The sequence below is a fragment of the Actinoplanes sp. NPDC048988 genome, from assembly GCF_043197815.1.
Lineage (GTDB): Bacteria > Actinomycetota > Actinomycetes > Mycobacteriales > Micromonosporaceae > Actinoplanes.
In genome coordinates this window covers 807,033-822,969 of the sequence record NZ_JBICTW010000001.1, presented here as the reverse complement: position 1 = coordinate 822,969, position 15,937 = coordinate 807,033, and the positions used below count along the sequence as shown (strand labels likewise).

Here is a 15,937-nt window from a genome sequence, read left to right as displayed (position 1 = left end):
GAGTCGACGGTAACAACGGCCCGGCCCGCCAGGGTGGCCCCGCCGCTACCACTCTGAGCGCGGTCTCCCTGCTCGCCGCCGGGCGCAGAACAGTTCCCGGCATGACGAAAGTGATTGTGGTGGGCGGCGGCTACGGCGGCATCGTGGTGGCCCGGGCCCTGGACGACGTGGCGGACGTGACGGTGATCGAGCCGAAGGAGATGTTCTTCCATCACGTCGCCCAGTTGCGGGCGGTGGCCGATCCGGCCTGGCAGGAGAAGATCTTCTTTTCGTACGACGGTCTGCTGTCCCGGGGCCGGGTGATCCGTGACACCGCGGCCGAGGTGCGCCCCGGCGTGGTCGAGCTGGCCTCCGGGACCCGCCTGGACGCCGACTACGTGGTGCTGGCCACCGGCTCGACCGGCCCGTTCCCGACCCGGCTCGACCACCCCGAACGGGACGCGGTGGCCGGGCGGCTGCGCGAGCTGCACGATTCGCTGGACCGGGCGTCCGGGGTGCTGCTGCTCGGCGCCGGTGCGATCGGCGTGGAGTTCGCCGGCGAGATCGCCGCGGCCTGGCCGGGTAAGCCGGTGACCGTGGTCGACCCGTCGGCCGAGATGTTCGGTGGCCGGTTCCCGGACGAGATGCGCGCGGATGTGGCCCGGCAGCTGGACGAATTAGGGGTACGAGTGCTGCTCGACACCAAATTGGACACCGTGCCGGACACTCCGGCCGGCGCCGTCCGGCCGTTCACGGTGACCACCGGCGCCGGCGAGGTGATCGCGGCCGATCTGTGGTTCGCCTGCTACGGCGGCACGGTGTCGAGCGGCTATCTGGGCGCCGAGCTGGCCACCGCCCGTCGGCCCGACGGCCGGCTGACGGTCACCGGGCACCTGCGCGTGACCGGGCAGGAGCGGGTGTTCGCCGTGGGCGACCTCAACGACACCCCGGAGATCAAGACTGGCCGCGCCGCCTCGCGCCAGGCCGAGGTGGCCGCCGCTAACATCCGCGCCCTGATCGAGGGCGGGCCGCTGACCCCGTACGAGCCGTTCCCGGACGGGATCATCGTCACGGTCGGGCCGGCCGGCGGCGCCGGCTACGCCCCCGAGTTCGGCTTCTTCGACGCCGAGGCCGCCGCCGGTTTCAAGGGCACCTTCCTGCTCGACCACTACCGGGGTCTGCTCGGCGCTTAGGCGAACTCGTTCACGGCGAAATCGTCGCGGTGGCGCCACGAGTCGGGCGTGCGGACGTGACCGGCGCGTACCCACTTGAGCACTTTGTGGTCGAACTCGGCGGCCGGGATGCGCCCGGCCGCCCGGACCACGTACCCCTCCGAGGTGTTCTCGTCGCGGCGCGCGGCCCACGCCTGGCACGCCTCGGTGAAGCTGCCGCCGCGGTAGAGCACCGGCACTACCGGCAGCTCGAGCCGATGGGCCCAGTCGACCGTGTCGTCCCAGCCGAGCAGGGTGTCCGTCTCGTCCCAGATGCCGAAGACGATGAAGACGCCGGGCAGGTCGCGGTACGCGATGCTGCGCCGGGCCCACATCGATTCGCCGCACACGCGCCAGTCGTCCGGGATCCGGTACGCCGTCATCGCCCACAGCGCCTTCGCCGGGCGGTCCCACGGCTGGGTGCCCGAGTCGGGGGAGCGCCCGTACATCGCGTCGCGGGTGAAGGTGAGGTTGCCGCCGTCCAGCTTCTCGGTCACCACGAGCTCACCGTCCAGCCAGGACAGATCGTGCTGCACCTTGTCGTCGTGGGTGGCGCCGGGTGAGGTGGGCAGGTGGAAGGTGCGGGGATACTTCACTAGAAGTCTCCTTCCGCCACCTGGAACACGGTCAGGCCGAGTTCGCGCCACATCCGTACCACCTGTCGCCGGTCGTCGAAGACGCCGACGATCCGCCAGCGGTCGCGGATCTCCTCTTCGAAGATCTCCTGCTTGACCACCCAGTCCTTGCGGGCGTCGCCCCAGGGCCGCATGAATAGTGCTTCGTACGGCACGTCGACGTAAAGCCCCAGCCAGGCCTCAGTTTCGGCCCGGCAGACCTCGTCGCGTCCCGAGCAGAAGACGATCGCGTTGCCGGCCGCGTGCATCGCCCGCACCGCCGTGATCACCGACTGGTGCGGGAGGTCGGAGCCGACCTCGTCCCAGTCGTACGGGCCGCGGCCGTTCATCAGCGCGACGGTGCCGTCGATGTCGACCAGCAACGCCGGCGGGAGCTCCGGATCGGGGTCGTAGACGGCGGCGAGCGCTCCGGGCGGCACGTAGGGCACGGGAAGCGGCAGGGACCGGTGGGCCAGGTAGCGGTCGAACATGCGGCGGATGGCGTCCTCGCCGACCCGCTCGTTCTCCGGCCGCGCGGCGTCACGCCGGAGGCATTCCTTCAGCGGTACGTCGGTGAAATCGTGCACCTCGAAGCTCGCGCCGTGGCGGGCGGCCAACTCGGCCCACTCGCGGACCTTGCTGGGCCGCAGGTTGGTGTCGTCGACGACCACGCTGGTGCGCCGGCGCAGCAGCGCCTCGACGGTGGCCCGCTGAACGTCGGTGACCTGGGCCTCGGCCCACTGGGTGTAGAGCCGGGTGCCGTGCAGCATCCAGCGCAGGTCGTCACGGTTGACCCGGACCACGCCGGGCTGCAGTTTGCGCGCGAACGTGGTCTTGCCGGACGCCGGCAGACCCCGGGTGATCAGCAGTCTGGTCATGCGCCTGCGACTTTACCGGACGAGAAACGGACATTATTCGCGTTAGGCGCGGGGAATAGTGGTGAGTAGGTGCGCGTTGGAGCCGATCGGACCGGTGATTTCTCGGTACGACTCGAGACATGGCAGACTGGTCCATCGGCCAAGGTTCCGGTTCACGCCGAGCCACGTTGCCCCCAGGGTTTTGGTCCTTGCGGGGCGGCGCGGTGCTGACAGCGACCCGGCGACCACCAACTGAGAGGGACCGAGAAAAATGAAGAGCGGCATCCACCCGGAGTACACGACCACCGAGGTCATCTGCTCCTGCGGCAGCACCTTCTCCACCCGCAGCACCGCCAAGGGCGACATCCGTGTCGAGACCTGCAGCGCCTGCCACCCGTTCTACACCGGCAAGCAGCGCGTGCTCGACACCGCGGGCCGCGTGGCGAAGTTCCAGGCCAAGTACGCCAAGGTCAACGCCGCGAAGAAGAAGTAACCGCGTCGACGGCGCCCGCACCCGGATTCCGGGGGCGGGCGCCGTTCGCATGTGTGATCCGACCTTCGTCCGTGGGGAGAGACCCGTGAGCACCGACCGGCTGAGCAGCCTTCTCGACGAGTACACCCAGCTCGAGAAGCAGATGGAGGATCCCTCCATCCACGCTGACCAGGCTCTCGTACGCCGGGTCGGCCGCCGCTTCGCCGAGCTGGCGCCGATCTACGCGGCAAACGCGGAGCTCGAGGCGGCCCGGGCCGACCTGGCCGCGGCCAAGGAACTCGCGGCCGAGGACCCGTCCTTCGCCTCCGAGGTCGAGGCCGTGGCGGCCACACTGCCGCCGCTGGAGGAGAAGCTCGGCGAGATGCTGATCCCGCGCGACCCCAACGACGCCAAGGACGTGATCGTCGAGATCAAGGCGGGCGAGGGCGGCCAGGAGTCGGCCCTGTTCGCCGGCGATCTGCTGCGCATGTACACCCGCTACGCCGAGCGGCACGGCTGGGTGGTCGAGGTGATCGACTCGCAGGAGTCGGACCTCGGCGGCGTGAAGGACATCTCGGTCGCGGTCAAGACCAAGGGCGTGCCCGCGGGCGGCCACGGCGTCTGGTCCCGGCTCAAGTGGGAGGGCGGCGTGCACCGGGTGCAGCGTGTTCCGGTCACCGAGTCGCAGGGCCGCATCCACACCTCGGCGGCCGGCGTGCTGGTGCTGCCCGAGGCCGAGGACGTCGAGATCCACATCGAGCCGAACGACCTGCGCATCGACGTCTTCCGCTCGTCCGGACCGGGCGGCCAGTCGGTGAACACCACCGACTCCGCCGTACGCATCACCCACCTGCCCACGGGCACGGTGGTGAGCTGCCAGAACGAGAAGAGCCAGCTCCAGAACAAGGAGTCGGCGATGCGCATCCTGCGCTCCCGGCTGCTGGCCATCGCGCAGGAGGAGGCCGACGCGGCCGCGTCCGACTCCCGCAAGGCGCAGGTGCGCACGGTCGACCGCTCCGAGCGCGTCCGGACGTACAACTTCCCGCAGAACCGCATCACCGACCACCGGATCGGCTACACCGCGTACAACCTCGACCTGGCCCTCAACGGCGAGCTCGACGGGGTTCTGGACGCCCTGGCCGCGGCCGACCGCGAGGCCCGGCTGGCCGGCGAGACGAGCTTCACGGCACCTCGCTGACCTCGACGCGGTCGTCGCGGCCACAGGCCAGGAAGCGTGCGGCCGACTCGCAGTGATAGCCGGACATGTGGCCGATCGTGCCGAGCGGCGTCTGGCGGCCGGTGTCCAGATCCCAGCGGGTCACCGCGGTGCGCCCGGGCGGGGTGACCGTGGAACGCAGCAGCAGGATCCGGCCGGCCGGATCCGGGCTCCAGACCGCGCTGCCCCGCCCCGGCGCGCCGACCGGCTCGCCGGTGGTCGCGTCGACCAGCACCGGCTCGCTCTCCTCGCGGCCGTCGTCGAGCACCAGCCGGTCGTCGCCGACGGCCAGGGCGTTGGTCAGGCCGGGCAGGCGCCAGCGGACCCGACCGGTCGCCGGGTCGTGGGCGACCAGACCGGCGGCGCCGCTGAGGCACACCGACGGGCCGCACGAGAAGGCGTACCCGTCGGTGCCCTTCGACCCCCAGAGTTCCCGCAGCGTGTCCAGCCGGTAGACGCTCAACTCGAAGACACCGCCCCGGGATCGGTTGACCACCAGGCGCCCGCCGAAGGCGGCGAGGTCGTTGAAGTAGCCCTCCTCGGGCCGCGGCTCGACCATCGGAATCCGGCCGGACGCGGTGAGCACCCCCGTGGCGTACGCGTAGACCCGCACCTCACCGGCGGCGGTCGCCGTGACCACGCTCTCCGGCCGGCCGCCGGACATCGCCACGACCTGGTTGCGTACGCCCGGGGTGTCGCGCTGCCAGAGGGTGCCGTTGTCCGCGAGCCGGATCAGCCGCATCTGCCGCAGGCCACCGTCGGCCGTGTAGCCGGCCATCAGCGCGGTGCCGCCGTCGACCGTGCGTGGCTCGCCGTCCGCCCGCCACACCTCCTCGCCGGTCGCCGCGGAGAGCGCGGTCGTGCGATATCCCGACCGGCCCGCCTCGGCCGGGACCAGGAGGAGGCCGGCCTCCTCGGTGGCCTGCACATATCCGACCGGGCCGGGTAGCGGCCGCTGCCACCGGAGGCGGCCCGTGTCGAGGTCGTACGCGCTGATCAACGAGCCGCCGCGACCGTCGGTGCGGTGCAGATAGACCGCCTCCGCCGTCAGCGCCATGCCGGCCGCCGCCGCACTCCACAGCGGACGGACACCCCGCGGCTCGGGCACCGCGGAGCCGGCGACCAGGCCGAGGCCGAGGATCGCGATCGCGGCGCCGGCGATCCGCCGGTCGCGACCGAGCGGGCGGCGGCGATCCTCCGGGCGGCGGCCGGAGATCTCGCCGAGCTCGATCGTGGCCATCGCGGGGCCGCTACGTCGTCGTCATCGGGTGGGTGTCCGGTTCGCCGCGGCGGCGGCCAGGGCCGCGCTGAGCGTACGGCCGTTGGTGCCCACCTCGGACCATCCGGCGGCCAGGCCGACCGGCGTGCCGGGCACCAGGACCTGCCAGTTCTCCGCGTTGGTGGCGGCGGCCAGCCGGCGCGACACCTCGGCCGCCTGCGTCGTGCCGGCGCCGGGCAGCACCACCACGAACTCGTCGCCGGCGAACCGGGCCACGAAATCGCCGCGGCGCATCACCCGGTTCAGGACCCCGGCGATGCGCTGGAGCACGAGATCGCCGCAGTGGCGGCCGTGCCGCGCGTTCACCGCGGTGAAGCCGATCAGGTCGCAGACCCCCACCGCGGCCCGCTCGCCCCGGGCCAGCAGAGCGGCCACGTAGCGTTCGAGCTGGCGGCGGTTGGGCAGGCCGGTCAGCGGATCGGTCAGCGTCTCGTCGCCGAAGCGGCCCGGGTCGCGCTGCGTCTCCTGGGTGTCGAGCCGGGCCGCGACGCCGTCGAGATAGCCGTCGCGGAGCCGGTCGATGCGCTGGGCGGCCAGGCGGAACGCGTAGCGGTCGGCGGTGTGGGCGGCGGCGTGGTCACCCGCGGCGGCGTGACAGATGCTGCGCAGCCGGGCCGGCTCGGCCGCGCCCAGCACCTCGGGCGCGACCGGCACCGCGTCCAGCATGGACAGCGCGTGCCCGGGCCGGCCGCCGGCGATGGACAGGCAGACGTTGCCCAGGTGGCGCAGGTCGCGGGTGCGCACGCTGTCGCCGCCGCCGGTCAGCCACTCGCTCGCGTCGGCCTCGGTCTCCTCGCCCAGAGCGGCCCGGCGGGCCAGTGCGTAGCCGTACGCCGCCCGGCTGCCGGGGCGCAGCCGGCCGGCGCCGGCCGCGCCGAAACGGATCAGCTCGGCGTCGATGTCGCGCAGCACCCGCAGGCAGCCGTCGGTGTCGCCCTGATGGTCGAGGGAGACCGCGTTGCGCAGCCGGATGCCGGGCGCCGCGAAGATCTCGGGCGCCATGCCGACCGCGGCGCCGACCTGCCGGGCCTGCTCGATGGCGGTCAGCGCGTGCCCGTGGAAGCCCAGGTACGAGTACGCCATGGCCAGATCGTGCCAGCCCCAGGCGGTCTCGGAGTCGTTCTCGCGGACCGCGGCCAGCGCCCGGGAGGACTGCACGAGGTGGGTCACGCCGCGGTCGAGGTTGCGCTCGAGGTGGGCGCCGAGGGCGGCGAAGGCGTGCATCTGGCCGCGCAGGTAGGGGTCGGGGATCTCGCGGACCGCGTTGTCGGCGGCGGACATCGCTGTCGCCAGCTCGGCCACGCGGCCCAGGTTGATCAGCGCGCCGAATCGCTGGACCAGCGCGTACGCCCGGGTCGTGGGATCGGTGGCCGTGGCGAGGACACCGTCGAGGATCGGGAGCGCCTCCGCCGACCGGCCGTCCTGTTGCAGGGCGCCCGCGCGGTGCAGCTCGTCGACGTTCTCCGCGAGCTGGTCCAACCAACTCACCAGGCGCCTCCCACCCGTGCCACGCGGACAGATCGCCGACCCGGCCGGTCGGCGCCGCACGTGACGTACATGATTATGCCGTGGACCCGGACTCTGAAGACAGCTCCCGATCCGTGACGCGGACGCGGCTGAGCGAGGCGATGACAGCGGCGGTCGCCGATCTCTCCACGGCCGGCGTCGAGTCGCCGCGGGTCGACGCCGAGCTGCTGGCCGCGCACGTGCTGGAGATCCCGCGCGGCCGTCTGCTGCTGGTGGACGGGATCCGGGACGACGAGCGGCGCCGGTTCCGGGCGCTGGTGGCCGAGCGGGCCCGCCGCGTCCCGCTGCAGCACCTGCTCGGCACGGCCGCGTTCCGGCACGTGGAACTTTCCGTCGGCGACGGCGTTTTCGTCCCACGACCCGAGACGGAGCTTCTCGCGGGCTGGGGCATCGAGCACACCGCCCCCGGGGCGACAGTGGTCGACCTGTGCAGCGGAACCGGCGCGATCGCGATCTCGGTGGCCGACGAGAGCCGGGCCGCGCGGGTGGTCGCCGTCGAACGCTCGCCGGTCGCGCTGGGCTACCTGCGGCGCAACGCCGCCGCGTTCCCGGCCGTCGAGGTCGTCGCGGGGGACGTCACCGATCCCTCGCTGCTGCACGAACTGCGCGGGGCCGTCGACGTGCTGCTCTGCAACCCGCCGTACGTGCCGGAGGGCACCCCGGTGCCGCCCGAGGTGGCCGACCACGACCCGGCCGAGGCGGTCTTCGGCGGGGCCGACGGGCTCACCGTCATCCGCCCCGTCATCGAGCGGGCCGCCGAGCTGCTGAAACCCGGAGGTGTGGTGGGAATCGAGCACGACGACGTGCACGGCTCGGCGGTGCCGGGCCTGCTGCGCGCCGACGGCCGGTTCACCGAGGTGACCGCGCACGCCGATCTCACGGGCCGGCCCAGGTACGCGACGGCACGGCGCACCTGATCGATGCGCCGCGGCGCATGGCAGACTGCACGGTGTGATGCTCTACGACTGCCGTACCACCGCGGACCGGGATCGCGGCATCGCCGCCGCCGTCGAGGCGGTCAAGAGCGGTGAGCTGGTGGTGATGCCGACCGACACGGTCTACGGCATCGGCGCCGACGCCTTCACCCCGCACGCGATCACCGCCCTGCACCAGGCGCGCAGCGTCACCAGCCAGGTTCCGCCGCCGGTGCTGGTCGGGTCGCGGCACACCCTCGACGGCCTGGTCTACTCGCTGCCCAAGGCGGCCCGCGAGCTGGCCGACGCGTTCTGGCCGGGCGCCCTCACCCTCTACGTCGAGCATTCGCCCAGCCTCCAGTGGGACCTGGGCGACACCGGCGGGCAGGTGGCGGTGCGCATGCCGCTGCACCCGGTCGCGCTCGAGGTGCTGCGCGAGGTCGGCCCGATGGCCGTCACCACTGCCAACAAGATGGGCCGGCTCGCCCCGAACACCGCCGACGAGGCCCGCGACCAGCTGGAGTACGCGGTGCGGGTCTACCTCGAGGCGGGGCCCGCGCTCGACCCGGCGCCCAGCACGATCGTCGACGTGACCGGCGACGTGCCGCGTGTGCTGCGCAACGGCGCCGTGCCGTTCGAGAAGCTGCGCGACGTGGTTCCGGATATCGTGGCGGCGGAGGGCTGACGTGGAGCCGTTCACCGTCCTGCACATCTGCATGGGAAACATCTGCCGCTCGCCGATGGCCGAGCGGTTACTTGCCCGCGCCGTCAAGGACCGCGCCGGCGAGGACGGCGAGAAGCTGGTCCGCAGCCTGAGCGCCGGCACCGGCGGCTGGCACGAGGGCGAGGAGATGAACCCGCCCGCGGCCCGTCAGGTGCGGGCCCGCGGCGGCGCGGCCGAGGGCTTCGCGGCCCGCAAGCTGCGCGGCGACTTCATCGACGAGGCCGACGTGATCCTGACCGCCACCGCCGACCAGCTCGACTACGTGGTCGCGCTGCGGCCCGAGGCGGCCTCGCGCACCTTCGTGACCGGCGAGTTCGGCCGGCTGCTGGCGCGCGTCGACGAGAGCCGGCTGCCCGCGGCCGAGCCCCGGCCCGAGGCGGTGCACGCCCGCGGCGTGGCGATCGTCGAGGAGGTGGCCCGGCTGCGCGGCGACGACCCGCCGCGCGAGGACGACGACCTCGACGACCCGTGGGGGCGCGGCGACCAGACCTTCCAGCGCATCGGCAACGAGATCGAGGACACCACGGTCCCGTTCGCCACCCTGCTCCTGCCGTGACTCCCGCCTCCGACAAGATCGTCCGCCCGGACGCGGAAGGGCTGCGCCGGGCCGTCGAGGTGCTGCGGGCCGAGTCCGTCGTGGCCTTCCCCACCGAGACCGTGTACGGGCTGGGCGCGAACGCGTTCTCGGCCAAGGCCGTCGGCGAGATCTACCGGCTGAAGAACCGCCCGTCGTGGAACCCGCTGATCGTGCACGTCGCGAACGTCGAGGCGGCGCGGGGGCTGACCGACTCGTGGCCGTCGCTCGCGAACGAGCTGGCCGCCCGGTTCTGGCCGGGCCCGCTGACCCTCGTGCTGCCGCGGGCCCGTCACCTCGCCGGCGTGGGCGCCGGCGACGACACCATCGCGCTCCGGATCCCGGCCCACGAGGTGGCGCTCCGCCTGCTCGAGGCGAGCGGGCTGCCGCTCGCCGCGCCCAGCGCCAACCGTTCCGAGTCGATCTCGCCGACCACCGCCGAGCACGTGGTGCGCAGCCTGCCCGGCGTGCCGCTCGTGCTCGACGGCGGCGCGAGCTCGTGGGGCATCGAGTCGACGGTGCTGAGCCTGGTGGGCGGGACGCCCACGCTGCTGCGCCCGGGTGCGCTGCCCCTTCGTACGATCCGCGAGGTCACCGGGTCGATCGGCCTGCCCGACGCGGTCGCCGACGGCACCGCCCGCCCGTCGCCGGGCATGAGCCGGCGCCACTACGCGCCCCGGGCGACGCTGATCCTCGCCAAGGACGTGCGTGACGTCGACCGTTCCGAGCTGGCCGGGCCGATCGGCGTGCTGACGTACGAGACCGCGGACGTGCCGGGCGCCGAGATCCTCTCCGCCGACCCGGCCGAGTACGCGGCCGACCTCTACGCCGCCCTGCACCGCCTGGACGACGCCGGCGTGGCCACGATCCTGGTGCAGGAGCCGCCACAGACCGAGGACTGGCTCGCGGTCCGCGACCGCCTCACCCGCGCCGCGGCGAAGTAGCAGGTGAGCCGGTTCGGCGGGCGGCGCCGCGCGCGATGTTGCGGGCCATGCCGCTGAAGATGACGCCGTGGAAGGGCAGGACCGAGGCCCAGTACGCGTGGCCGGCCAGGCCGCGGGGCAGGAAGACGGCGCGCTGGCGGTAGACGCTGCGGCCGTCGCCGTCCTCGATGGCGCACATCTCGAGCCAGGCCCGGCCGGGCACCCGCATCTCGGCCCGCAGGCGCAGCAGCCGGCCGGGCACGATCTCCTCGACCCGCCACCAGTCCAGGGCCTCGCCGACCCGCAGGTGCTGGCGGTCGCGGCGGCCCCGGCGCAGCCCCACCCCGCCGGCCAGCCGGTCGAGCCAGCCGCGCACCGACCAGGCCAGGGGGAACGAGTACCAGCCGTTCTCGCCGCCCACACCCTCGATGACCCGCCACAGCGCGTCGACCGGGGCGTCGACCGGCCGCGAGCGTTCGTCGACGTAGACGCTGCCGCCGGACCACTCCGGGTCGGAGGGCAGGGGTTCCGCCGCCGCGTCCCGTCCGGCCGCGTCGGCCCACCGGGTCTCCACGTTCGCGTCCCGGATCTTGCCGAGGGCGCGGCGGACGGCCTCGTCGAAGCCGAGCGGCTTCTCGGCGGAGAACTCGGCGATGTCGTTCTCGTGGGCCACGGCCTCGTGCACCAGGCTCGCCACCAGGGGCCGGGCGATCGCGTTGGGCACGGGCGTGACCAGGCCGACCCAGTGGGCCGACAGCCACGGGCTCAGCGGCTTCAGCGGCACGACGACGCGGCGGCGCAGGCCGGCGACCCGCGCGTAGCGCTGCATCATCTCGGCGTACGTGAGGACGTCCGGGCCACCGATGTCGAACGCGCGGTTGACCGACGACGGCATGCTCGCCGACACGATGAGATACCGCAGCACGTCACGGACCGCGATCGGCTGGATGCGGTTGCGTACCCAGCGTGGCGTCACCATGACCGGCAGGCGCTCGGTCAGGTAGCGCAGCATCTCGAACGACGCCGAGCCCGACCCGATGATCACCGGCGCCCGCAGGACGGTCGTCGGCACCCCGCTCGCCAGCAGAATCCGCGCCACCTCGGTGCGCGAGCGCAGGTGGGCGCTGGCCTTCTCGCCTTCGGGCGGTTCGGGGCCGCCGAGATAGACGATGCGGGACACGTGCGCGGCCCGGGCCGCCGCCGCGAAGTTCTCCGCCGCCCGCCGGTCACGCTTTTCGAAGTCGCGCCGGCCCAGCGAATGCATCAGGAAGTAGGCGACCTGCACGCCCTCGAACGCGGCCCGCAGCGACGCCGCGTCCTCCAGGTCGCCTTGCACGATCTCGGCCCGGCCGGCCCACGGCACGTCTCGCAGCCGTTGCGGCCCGCGGGTCAGACAACGCACCTCGTGGCCGGCGTCGAGCAGCCGCGGGGTCAGCCGCCCGCCGATGTATCCGGTCGCACCCGTCACCAAGCAGCGCATAACTGCAGAGTGTGCCCGCAGAACACCCTCGTTAAGCCATATGCTGGATTTCGGCGGCGTTGCCTAGCCGGGGAGGGCGTGTGGACACGTTCTGGGGGCCGGATTTCCACGCGCTCGCATGTGCCGATCCGGAGATCGCCGACGTCGTGCTGGCCGAGTTGGAGCGCCAGCGGGGACATCTGCAGCTGATCGCCAGCGAGAACTTCACCTCGACGGCGGTGCTGGCGGCGCTCGGCTCGACCCTGGCCAACAAGTACGCCGAGGGTTACCCGGGCCGGCGGTACTACGGGGGGTGCGCCGAGGTGGACCGGGCCGAGCTGCTCGCCGTCGAGCGCGCCCGTGACCTGTTCGGCGCCGACCATGCCAACGTGCAGCCCCACTCGGGCACCGCCGCGAACCTCGCCGCCTACGCCGCGCTGGCCGAGCCGGGCGACGTCGTGCTGGCCATGGAGCTGCCGCACGGCGGTCACCTGACCCACGGCAGCCGGGGCAACTTCTCCGGCAAGTGGTTCCATCCCGTCGGCTACCGCGTCACCCCCAACACCGAGGAGATCGACTACGACGAGGTGCGCGACCTCGCGCGGGCGCACCGGCCCAAGATGATCATCTGCGGCTCGACGTCCTACCCGCGGACGATCGACTTCGCCACGTTCCGCGACATCGCCGACGAGGTCGGCGCCTACCTCCTGGTCGACGCGGCTCACTTCATCGGCCTGGTGGCCGGGCGGGCCGTGCCGTCGCCCGTGCCGTACGCCGACGTCGTCACCTGCACCACGCACAAGGTGCTCCGCGGGCCGCGCGGCGGCATGATCCTCTGCCGGGCCGAGCTCGCCGAGCGGATCGACCGTGCGGTCTTCCCGTTCAGCCAGGGCAGCCCGATGATGCACACCGTCGCGGCCAAGGCGGTCGCGCTGAACGAGGCGGCCACGCCCGCCTTCCGGGCGTACGCGCGGCAGATCGTCGGCAACGCCCGGGCCCTGACCGCCGGGCTGGCGGCCGAGGGCCTGCGCCCGGTCACCGGGGGCACCGACACCCACCTGGCCGTGCTCGACCTGCGGGCGCTGGAGCTGTGCGGGCGGGAGGCCGAGGCCCGGTGCGCCCAGGCCCGGATCGCCCTCAACAAACACGCCATCCCGTACGACACCGAGAAACCCGCCGTCGCTTCCGGTGTGCGCGTCGGCACGTCCAGCGTCACCGCGCAGGGCATGCGGGAGCCCGAGATGCGGCAGATCGCCCGCATGATCGGGACAGCCGTGCGCGGCGACCCGGGCTCGGCGGCCGGCGCCCGGGCGCTGCGCGACGTCGGGGAGGAGGTGGCCGCCCTGACGGGCGGCTTCCCTCCGTACCCCCTGCGACTTCACCCGGACGACCCGGCCGGGGTCACGCGGTCTGCGCGAAGCCCCCGCTGAGCCCGCGCGGCAGGTCGTTGCGGCTCTTGATCGACAACTTCCGGTACACGCGGGTCAGGTGCTGCTCGACGGTGCTCATGGTGATGTAGAGGCGGGCCGAGATCTCGCGGTTGGTCAGTCCGTGCGCGGCCAGCTGCGCCACCCTCCGCTCGGCGTCGCTCAGGTCCTCCAGCTTGACCGTCTCGTCCGGAACGGCGCCCGGCCGGACCGCGACATGCTGCCGGTAGGGCGAGATGCGCCGCTGCATCACCTCGGCGCCGCATCCGACGGCCACCTGGTTGGCGTGGTGCAACACCATGCGAGCATGGGCGAGGTCGCCGCGCGCCCGGTGCGCCTCGCCGAGGCTCTTGAGGGTGTGCGCCAGCTCGAGCTGGTCGCCGCACTCCTCGAAGATCTCGGCGGCCTCGGTGAGCAGCCCCACGCACCGCTGGGGGCTGCCCGTCATGCCCAGCGCGCGCAGGGTCAGCGCCCGGCTCCGGGTCCGCTGCTCCGAGGAGCGGCGCAGCTCCTCCTCGGCCAGCTCCCGGGCCCGCCCCGGCTGGCCCAGGTGTATCAGGGCGGTCGCGGCCTCGGCCCGCCACGGTGCCAGTGCGGGCTGGTCCATGTCCCACTGCCTCATCAGCCGCCCGCAGGTCTGGAAGTCGGACAGCGCCTCGCGGAGCCGGTTGGTCGCCAGGTGGTGCCGGCCCCGGGCGTAGAGGTAGCGGACGCCCAGGGGGGTGCGCATCATCTCGGAGGGAACCGGCTTCTCCAAGGCCATGGCGGCTTCCTCCCGGTCGCCGCGCGCGGTGGACGTGAGGATCAGGGTGGAGAGCGGGCCGCCGACGGCGATGCCCCAGCCGCTGAAGGACATCCGGGCGAACGCCTCCTGGCCGAACTCGGCCGCGGCGGCCAGGTCACCCCGCCGGAACGCCACCTCGGCCCGGGCCCCGGCGAAGATCGCCTGCCAGACCGGTGCCGCCCGCCGGACGGCCTCCTCGTGCACGATGCAGGACCATCGCTCGGCGTCCTCGATGGCGTCGGTGTAGAGCAACGTCTCGAGGGCGGCCATCGCGGCCTCACCGGGAATGTGGTTGGCCGGTTTGAGGAAGGCGTGCATGAGCTCGTCGACGGCCGAGACCGTGCCCTCCATCGGGGCGTTGCCGAGAGCCCGTCGCGCCATCGCCAGCGCCGAGCGGACCCGGTCGATGCCGGAGGCGCCCAGGATGTACCTCGGCGGGGTCTCCGGAAGCGCGACATCGGGGTAGAGATAGGACAGGAAGCGGCCGCTGGCGTCGAGGGCCGCGACCGTCTCCAGGTCCTGCCCGTCCATTCCGCTGCTGGCGGCTTGCAGGGTGGTGACCGCCTCGCGGACGCGACCCTGCCAGGCCAGCTGTTTCACCACGGTGGGAACCGCGCGGGGGTGCAGGCGGTGCTCGCTCACCGCGACGACCAGAGCCGGTAGGTGCCGCCCGGCGGCGGCCGGGTCGAGCCGCCACTCGGCCGCGGCCAGCTGCGTCTGCACGGCCACCTGTTCGTCGCGACCGGTTTCCGACTGCAGGGCCAGGCGCAGCTGGCGCACGGCCAGATCGGGATCGCCGGCGGCGATGGCCAGATCGGCCGCCTTGCGGAGCACCGGCACCGTCCACGGTGGCGGCGGGGCGGTCGCGGTGAGCAGGCACTGTGCCACCTCGCCGGGATCGGCGCCCTCCTCGTGCAGGATCAGCGCGGCCTGGTGGTAGACGTCGGCCCGGCCGTGCTGGCCACCGCTGCGCAGCACGGCGGTGCGCGCCTCGGTGTGCCGGAATCCGCCGTCCGGCGTGAGCAGCCCGGATTGGCCCAGGGCCTCGAGCACCTGGTCGACGGTGTCGCTGTCGACACCGGCGAGCCGCGCGACGGCCGCGCGCCCGGCCCGGTCGCCCAGTACGGCCAGAGCGTGGACCACCTGGAAGAACTCGATCTCGTAGCGGCGCAGGCAGGCGATGTACGCCTCGCGGAAGGCGGCGCCCACCACGAGCTCCGTCGCGGCGGGCTCCTGGTCGTCGGCCAGGGCCCGCAGGAGGGCGGGATTGCCGCCGGTCACCGCGTGGGCGGCCGGCGCCAGGCGTCCGGCCCGGGCCGGGGGCAGGTGCTCGGCCAGGACCTCGTGGGCGCCGGCGGGTGAGAGTGGGAGGAGCCGGAGCCGTGTGTGGTACGGCTGCCGGGACAACTCTGCCTGAAAGGGCACCTGCGTCGCTTCCCGGCCGGCCGGCTGGTTGAGGATCATCAGAACCGGCATCGACCGCAGCCGGCGGGACAGATAGAGCAGGCATTCGAGCGAGGCCGGATCCGCGTGATCCGCGTCGTCCACGGCGATGACGAGCGGCCGTCCCGACCCCAGGTCGAGGATGATCTCGGACAGCTCGTAGATCACCGAGGGCGGCACGGGTTCCGTACCGGACTTGTCGAACAGCCGCTGGGACCGTTCGCGGGCCTGCTGATCGAGCGGTGCCGTCTGCAGCAACTGCCGGATCACCCCCAAGGGGTAGGTCCGCTCGCTGGGACTCGCCACCGCGCTCAGTTGAATGATCGCCGGTTTGTCCTGCTCCAGGAAGTCGCGCATCAGCGCCGATTTTCCGACCGCGACGCCGCTTGTGACGACTATCACCTGGCCGCTTCCGCCAACCGTCAGATCGAGGTTGTGTCGTAGGAGAGCTGCGTGTTTCTGCCGCTCCGCCAGAGCCATCCTGTGTACTCCTTCGAGTCCCCCGTGGACCCTGGATGTCGAACCATGCCGCGA

At 73.0% G+C, this 15,937-nt stretch carries 14 protein-coding genes; 8 read left to right on the top strand and 6 right to left on the bottom strand.

Going from position 1 to position 15,937, the window contains the following annotated elements:
- The first annotated feature begins 101 nt into the window (after positions 1-101).
- Positions 102-1,172, top strand: coding sequence for an NAD(P)/FAD-dependent oxidoreductase (locus tag ACGFJ7_RS03485; RefSeq protein WP_392640646.1), 1,071 nt, complete (start codon positions 102-104; stop codon positions 1,170-1,172).
- Here the strand turns inward: ACGFJ7_RS03485 and ACGFJ7_RS03480 are convergent.
- The gene (locus ACGFJ7_RS03480; RefSeq protein WP_360242699.1) at positions 1,169-1,786 is read right to left on the bottom strand and encodes an RNA ligase family protein; all 618 of its coding nucleotides are present in this window, start codon (positions 1,784-1,786) and stop codon (positions 1,169-1,171) included. The two genes, ACGFJ7_RS03485 and ACGFJ7_RS03480, sit on opposite strands and share 4 nt — an antisense overlap.
- Positions 1,786-2,682, bottom strand: coding sequence for an AAA family ATPase (locus ACGFJ7_RS03475; RefSeq protein ID WP_360242696.1), 897 nt, complete (start codon positions 2,680-2,682; stop codon positions 1,786-1,788). The genes ACGFJ7_RS03480 and ACGFJ7_RS03475 overlap by 1 nt, the downstream gene beginning before the upstream one ends.
- A 250-nt stretch (positions 2,683-2,932) precedes the next feature.
- Here ACGFJ7_RS03475 and rpmE point away from each other — a divergent pair, with 250 nt between their 5' ends.
- Both rpmE and prfA read left to right on the top strand, forming a co-directional pair.
- Positions 2,933-3,154, top strand: a complete 222-nt coding sequence (rpmE, locus tag ACGFJ7_RS03470; RefSeq protein WP_097318153.1) for a 50S ribosomal protein L31 — start codon at positions 2,933-2,935, stop codon at positions 3,152-3,154.
- A gap of 85 nt (positions 3,155-3,239) precedes the next feature.
- Positions 3,240-4,331, top strand: a complete 1,092-nt coding sequence (gene prfA, locus ACGFJ7_RS03465) for a peptide chain release factor 1 (protein ID WP_360242693.1) — start codon at positions 3,240-3,242, stop codon at positions 4,329-4,331.
- Here prfA and ACGFJ7_RS03460 read toward each other — a convergent pair.
- Both ACGFJ7_RS03460 and ACGFJ7_RS03455 read right to left on the bottom strand, forming a co-directional pair.
- Positions 4,315-5,589: a PQQ-binding-like beta-propeller repeat protein gene (locus tag ACGFJ7_RS03460; protein ID WP_360242690.1), complete on the bottom strand. Its 1,275-nt coding sequence runs from the start codon at positions 5,587-5,589 to the stop codon at positions 4,315-4,317. The two genes, prfA and ACGFJ7_RS03460, sit on opposite strands and share 17 nt — an antisense overlap.
- A 21-nt stretch (positions 5,590-5,610) precedes the next feature.
- The gene (locus ACGFJ7_RS03455; RefSeq protein ID WP_360242687.1) at positions 5,611-7,116 is read right to left on the bottom strand and encodes a GGDEF domain-containing protein; all 1,506 of its coding nucleotides are present in this window, start codon (positions 7,114-7,116) and stop codon (positions 5,611-5,613) included.
- A 140-nt stretch (positions 7,117-7,256) separates the two neighbouring features.
- Between ACGFJ7_RS03455 and prmC the strand changes: the two genes are divergently transcribed.
- Genes prmC through ACGFJ7_RS03435 form a run of 4 tightly spaced genes read left to right on the top strand, consistent with a single transcriptional unit; the run spans position 7,257 to position 10,311 of the window.
- Positions 7,257-8,072 carry a peptide chain release factor N(5)-glutamine methyltransferase gene (gene prmC, locus ACGFJ7_RS03450; RefSeq protein ID WP_392641284.1) on the top strand — a complete coding sequence of 272 codons (816 nt, stop codon included), beginning with the start codon at positions 7,257-7,259 and terminating at the stop codon, positions 8,070-8,072.
- 37 nt (positions 8,073-8,109) lie between these two features.
- On the top strand, positions 8,110-8,754 hold the full coding sequence (locus tag ACGFJ7_RS03445) for an L-threonylcarbamoyladenylate synthase (protein ID WP_360243603.1): 645 nt from the start codon (positions 8,110-8,112) through the stop codon (positions 8,752-8,754).
- 1 nt (position 8,755) lies between these two features.
- A complete protein-coding gene (locus tag ACGFJ7_RS03440; RefSeq protein ID WP_360242684.1) occupies positions 8,756-9,349 on the top strand; it encodes a phosphotyrosine protein phosphatase in 594 nt (197 codons plus the stop codon).
- On the top strand, positions 9,346-10,311 hold the full coding sequence (locus ACGFJ7_RS03435) for an L-threonylcarbamoyladenylate synthase (protein WP_392640640.1): 966 nt from the start codon (positions 9,346-9,348) through the stop codon (positions 10,309-10,311). The genes ACGFJ7_RS03440 and ACGFJ7_RS03435 overlap by 4 nt, the downstream gene beginning before the upstream one ends.
- Here the strand turns inward: ACGFJ7_RS03435 and ACGFJ7_RS03430 are convergent.
- Complete coding sequence (locus ACGFJ7_RS03430) at positions 10,289-11,770, bottom strand: SDR family oxidoreductase (protein ID WP_392640637.1); 1,482 nt, start codon at positions 11,768-11,770, stop codon at positions 10,289-10,291. The two genes, ACGFJ7_RS03435 and ACGFJ7_RS03430, sit on opposite strands and share 23 nt — an antisense overlap.
- 80 nt (positions 11,771-11,850) lie before the next feature.
- Here ACGFJ7_RS03430 and glyA point away from each other — a divergent pair, with 80 nt between their 5' ends.
- The gene (gene glyA / locus ACGFJ7_RS03425) at positions 11,851-13,179 is read left to right on the top strand and encodes a serine hydroxymethyltransferase (protein WP_392640634.1); all 1,329 of its coding nucleotides are present in this window, start codon (positions 11,851-11,853) and stop codon (positions 13,177-13,179) included.
- On the opposite strand, the gene ACGFJ7_RS03420 is transcribed toward glyA, so the two are convergent.
- Entirely contained in the window at positions 13,151-15,883 is a 2,733-nt protein-coding gene (locus ACGFJ7_RS03420) for a LuxR C-terminal-related transcriptional regulator (RefSeq protein ID WP_360242672.1), read from the bottom strand. The two genes, glyA and ACGFJ7_RS03420, sit on opposite strands and share 29 nt — an antisense overlap.
- Between the last annotated feature and the right edge of the window lie 54 nt (positions 15,884-15,937).

Bases quoted from the DNA above. Each gene is read 5' to 3' on its own strand.
- ACGFJ7_RS03430 (WP_392640637.1), bottom strand. From the start codon at position 11,770: ATGCGCTGCTTGGTGACGGGTGCGACCGGATACATCGGCGGGCGGCTG.
- ACGFJ7_RS03460 (WP_360242690.1), bottom strand. From the start codon at position 5,589: ATGGCCACGATCGAGCTCGGCGAGATCTCCGGCCGCCGCCCGGAGGAT.
- prmC (WP_392641284.1), top strand. From the start codon at position 7,257: ATGACAGCGGCGGTCGCCGATCTCTCCACGGCCGGCGTCGAGTCGCCG.
- rpmE (WP_097318153.1), top strand. From the start codon at position 2,933: ATGAAGAGCGGCATCCACCCGGAGTACACGACCACCGAGGTCATCTGC.
- ACGFJ7_RS03445 (WP_360243603.1), top strand. From the start codon at position 8,110: ATGCTCTACGACTGCCGTACCACCGCGGACCGGGATCGCGGCATCGCC.
- ACGFJ7_RS03475 (WP_360242696.1), bottom strand. From the start codon at position 2,682: ATGACCAGACTGCTGATCACCCGGGGTCTGCCGGCGTCCGGCAAGACC.
- ACGFJ7_RS03485 (WP_392640646.1), top strand. From the start codon at position 102: ATGACGAAAGTGATTGTGGTGGGCGGCGGCTACGGCGGCATCGTGGTG.
- ACGFJ7_RS03420 (WP_360242672.1), bottom strand. From the start codon at position 15,883: ATGGCTCTGGCGGAGCGGCAGAAACACGCAGCTCTCCTACGACACAAC.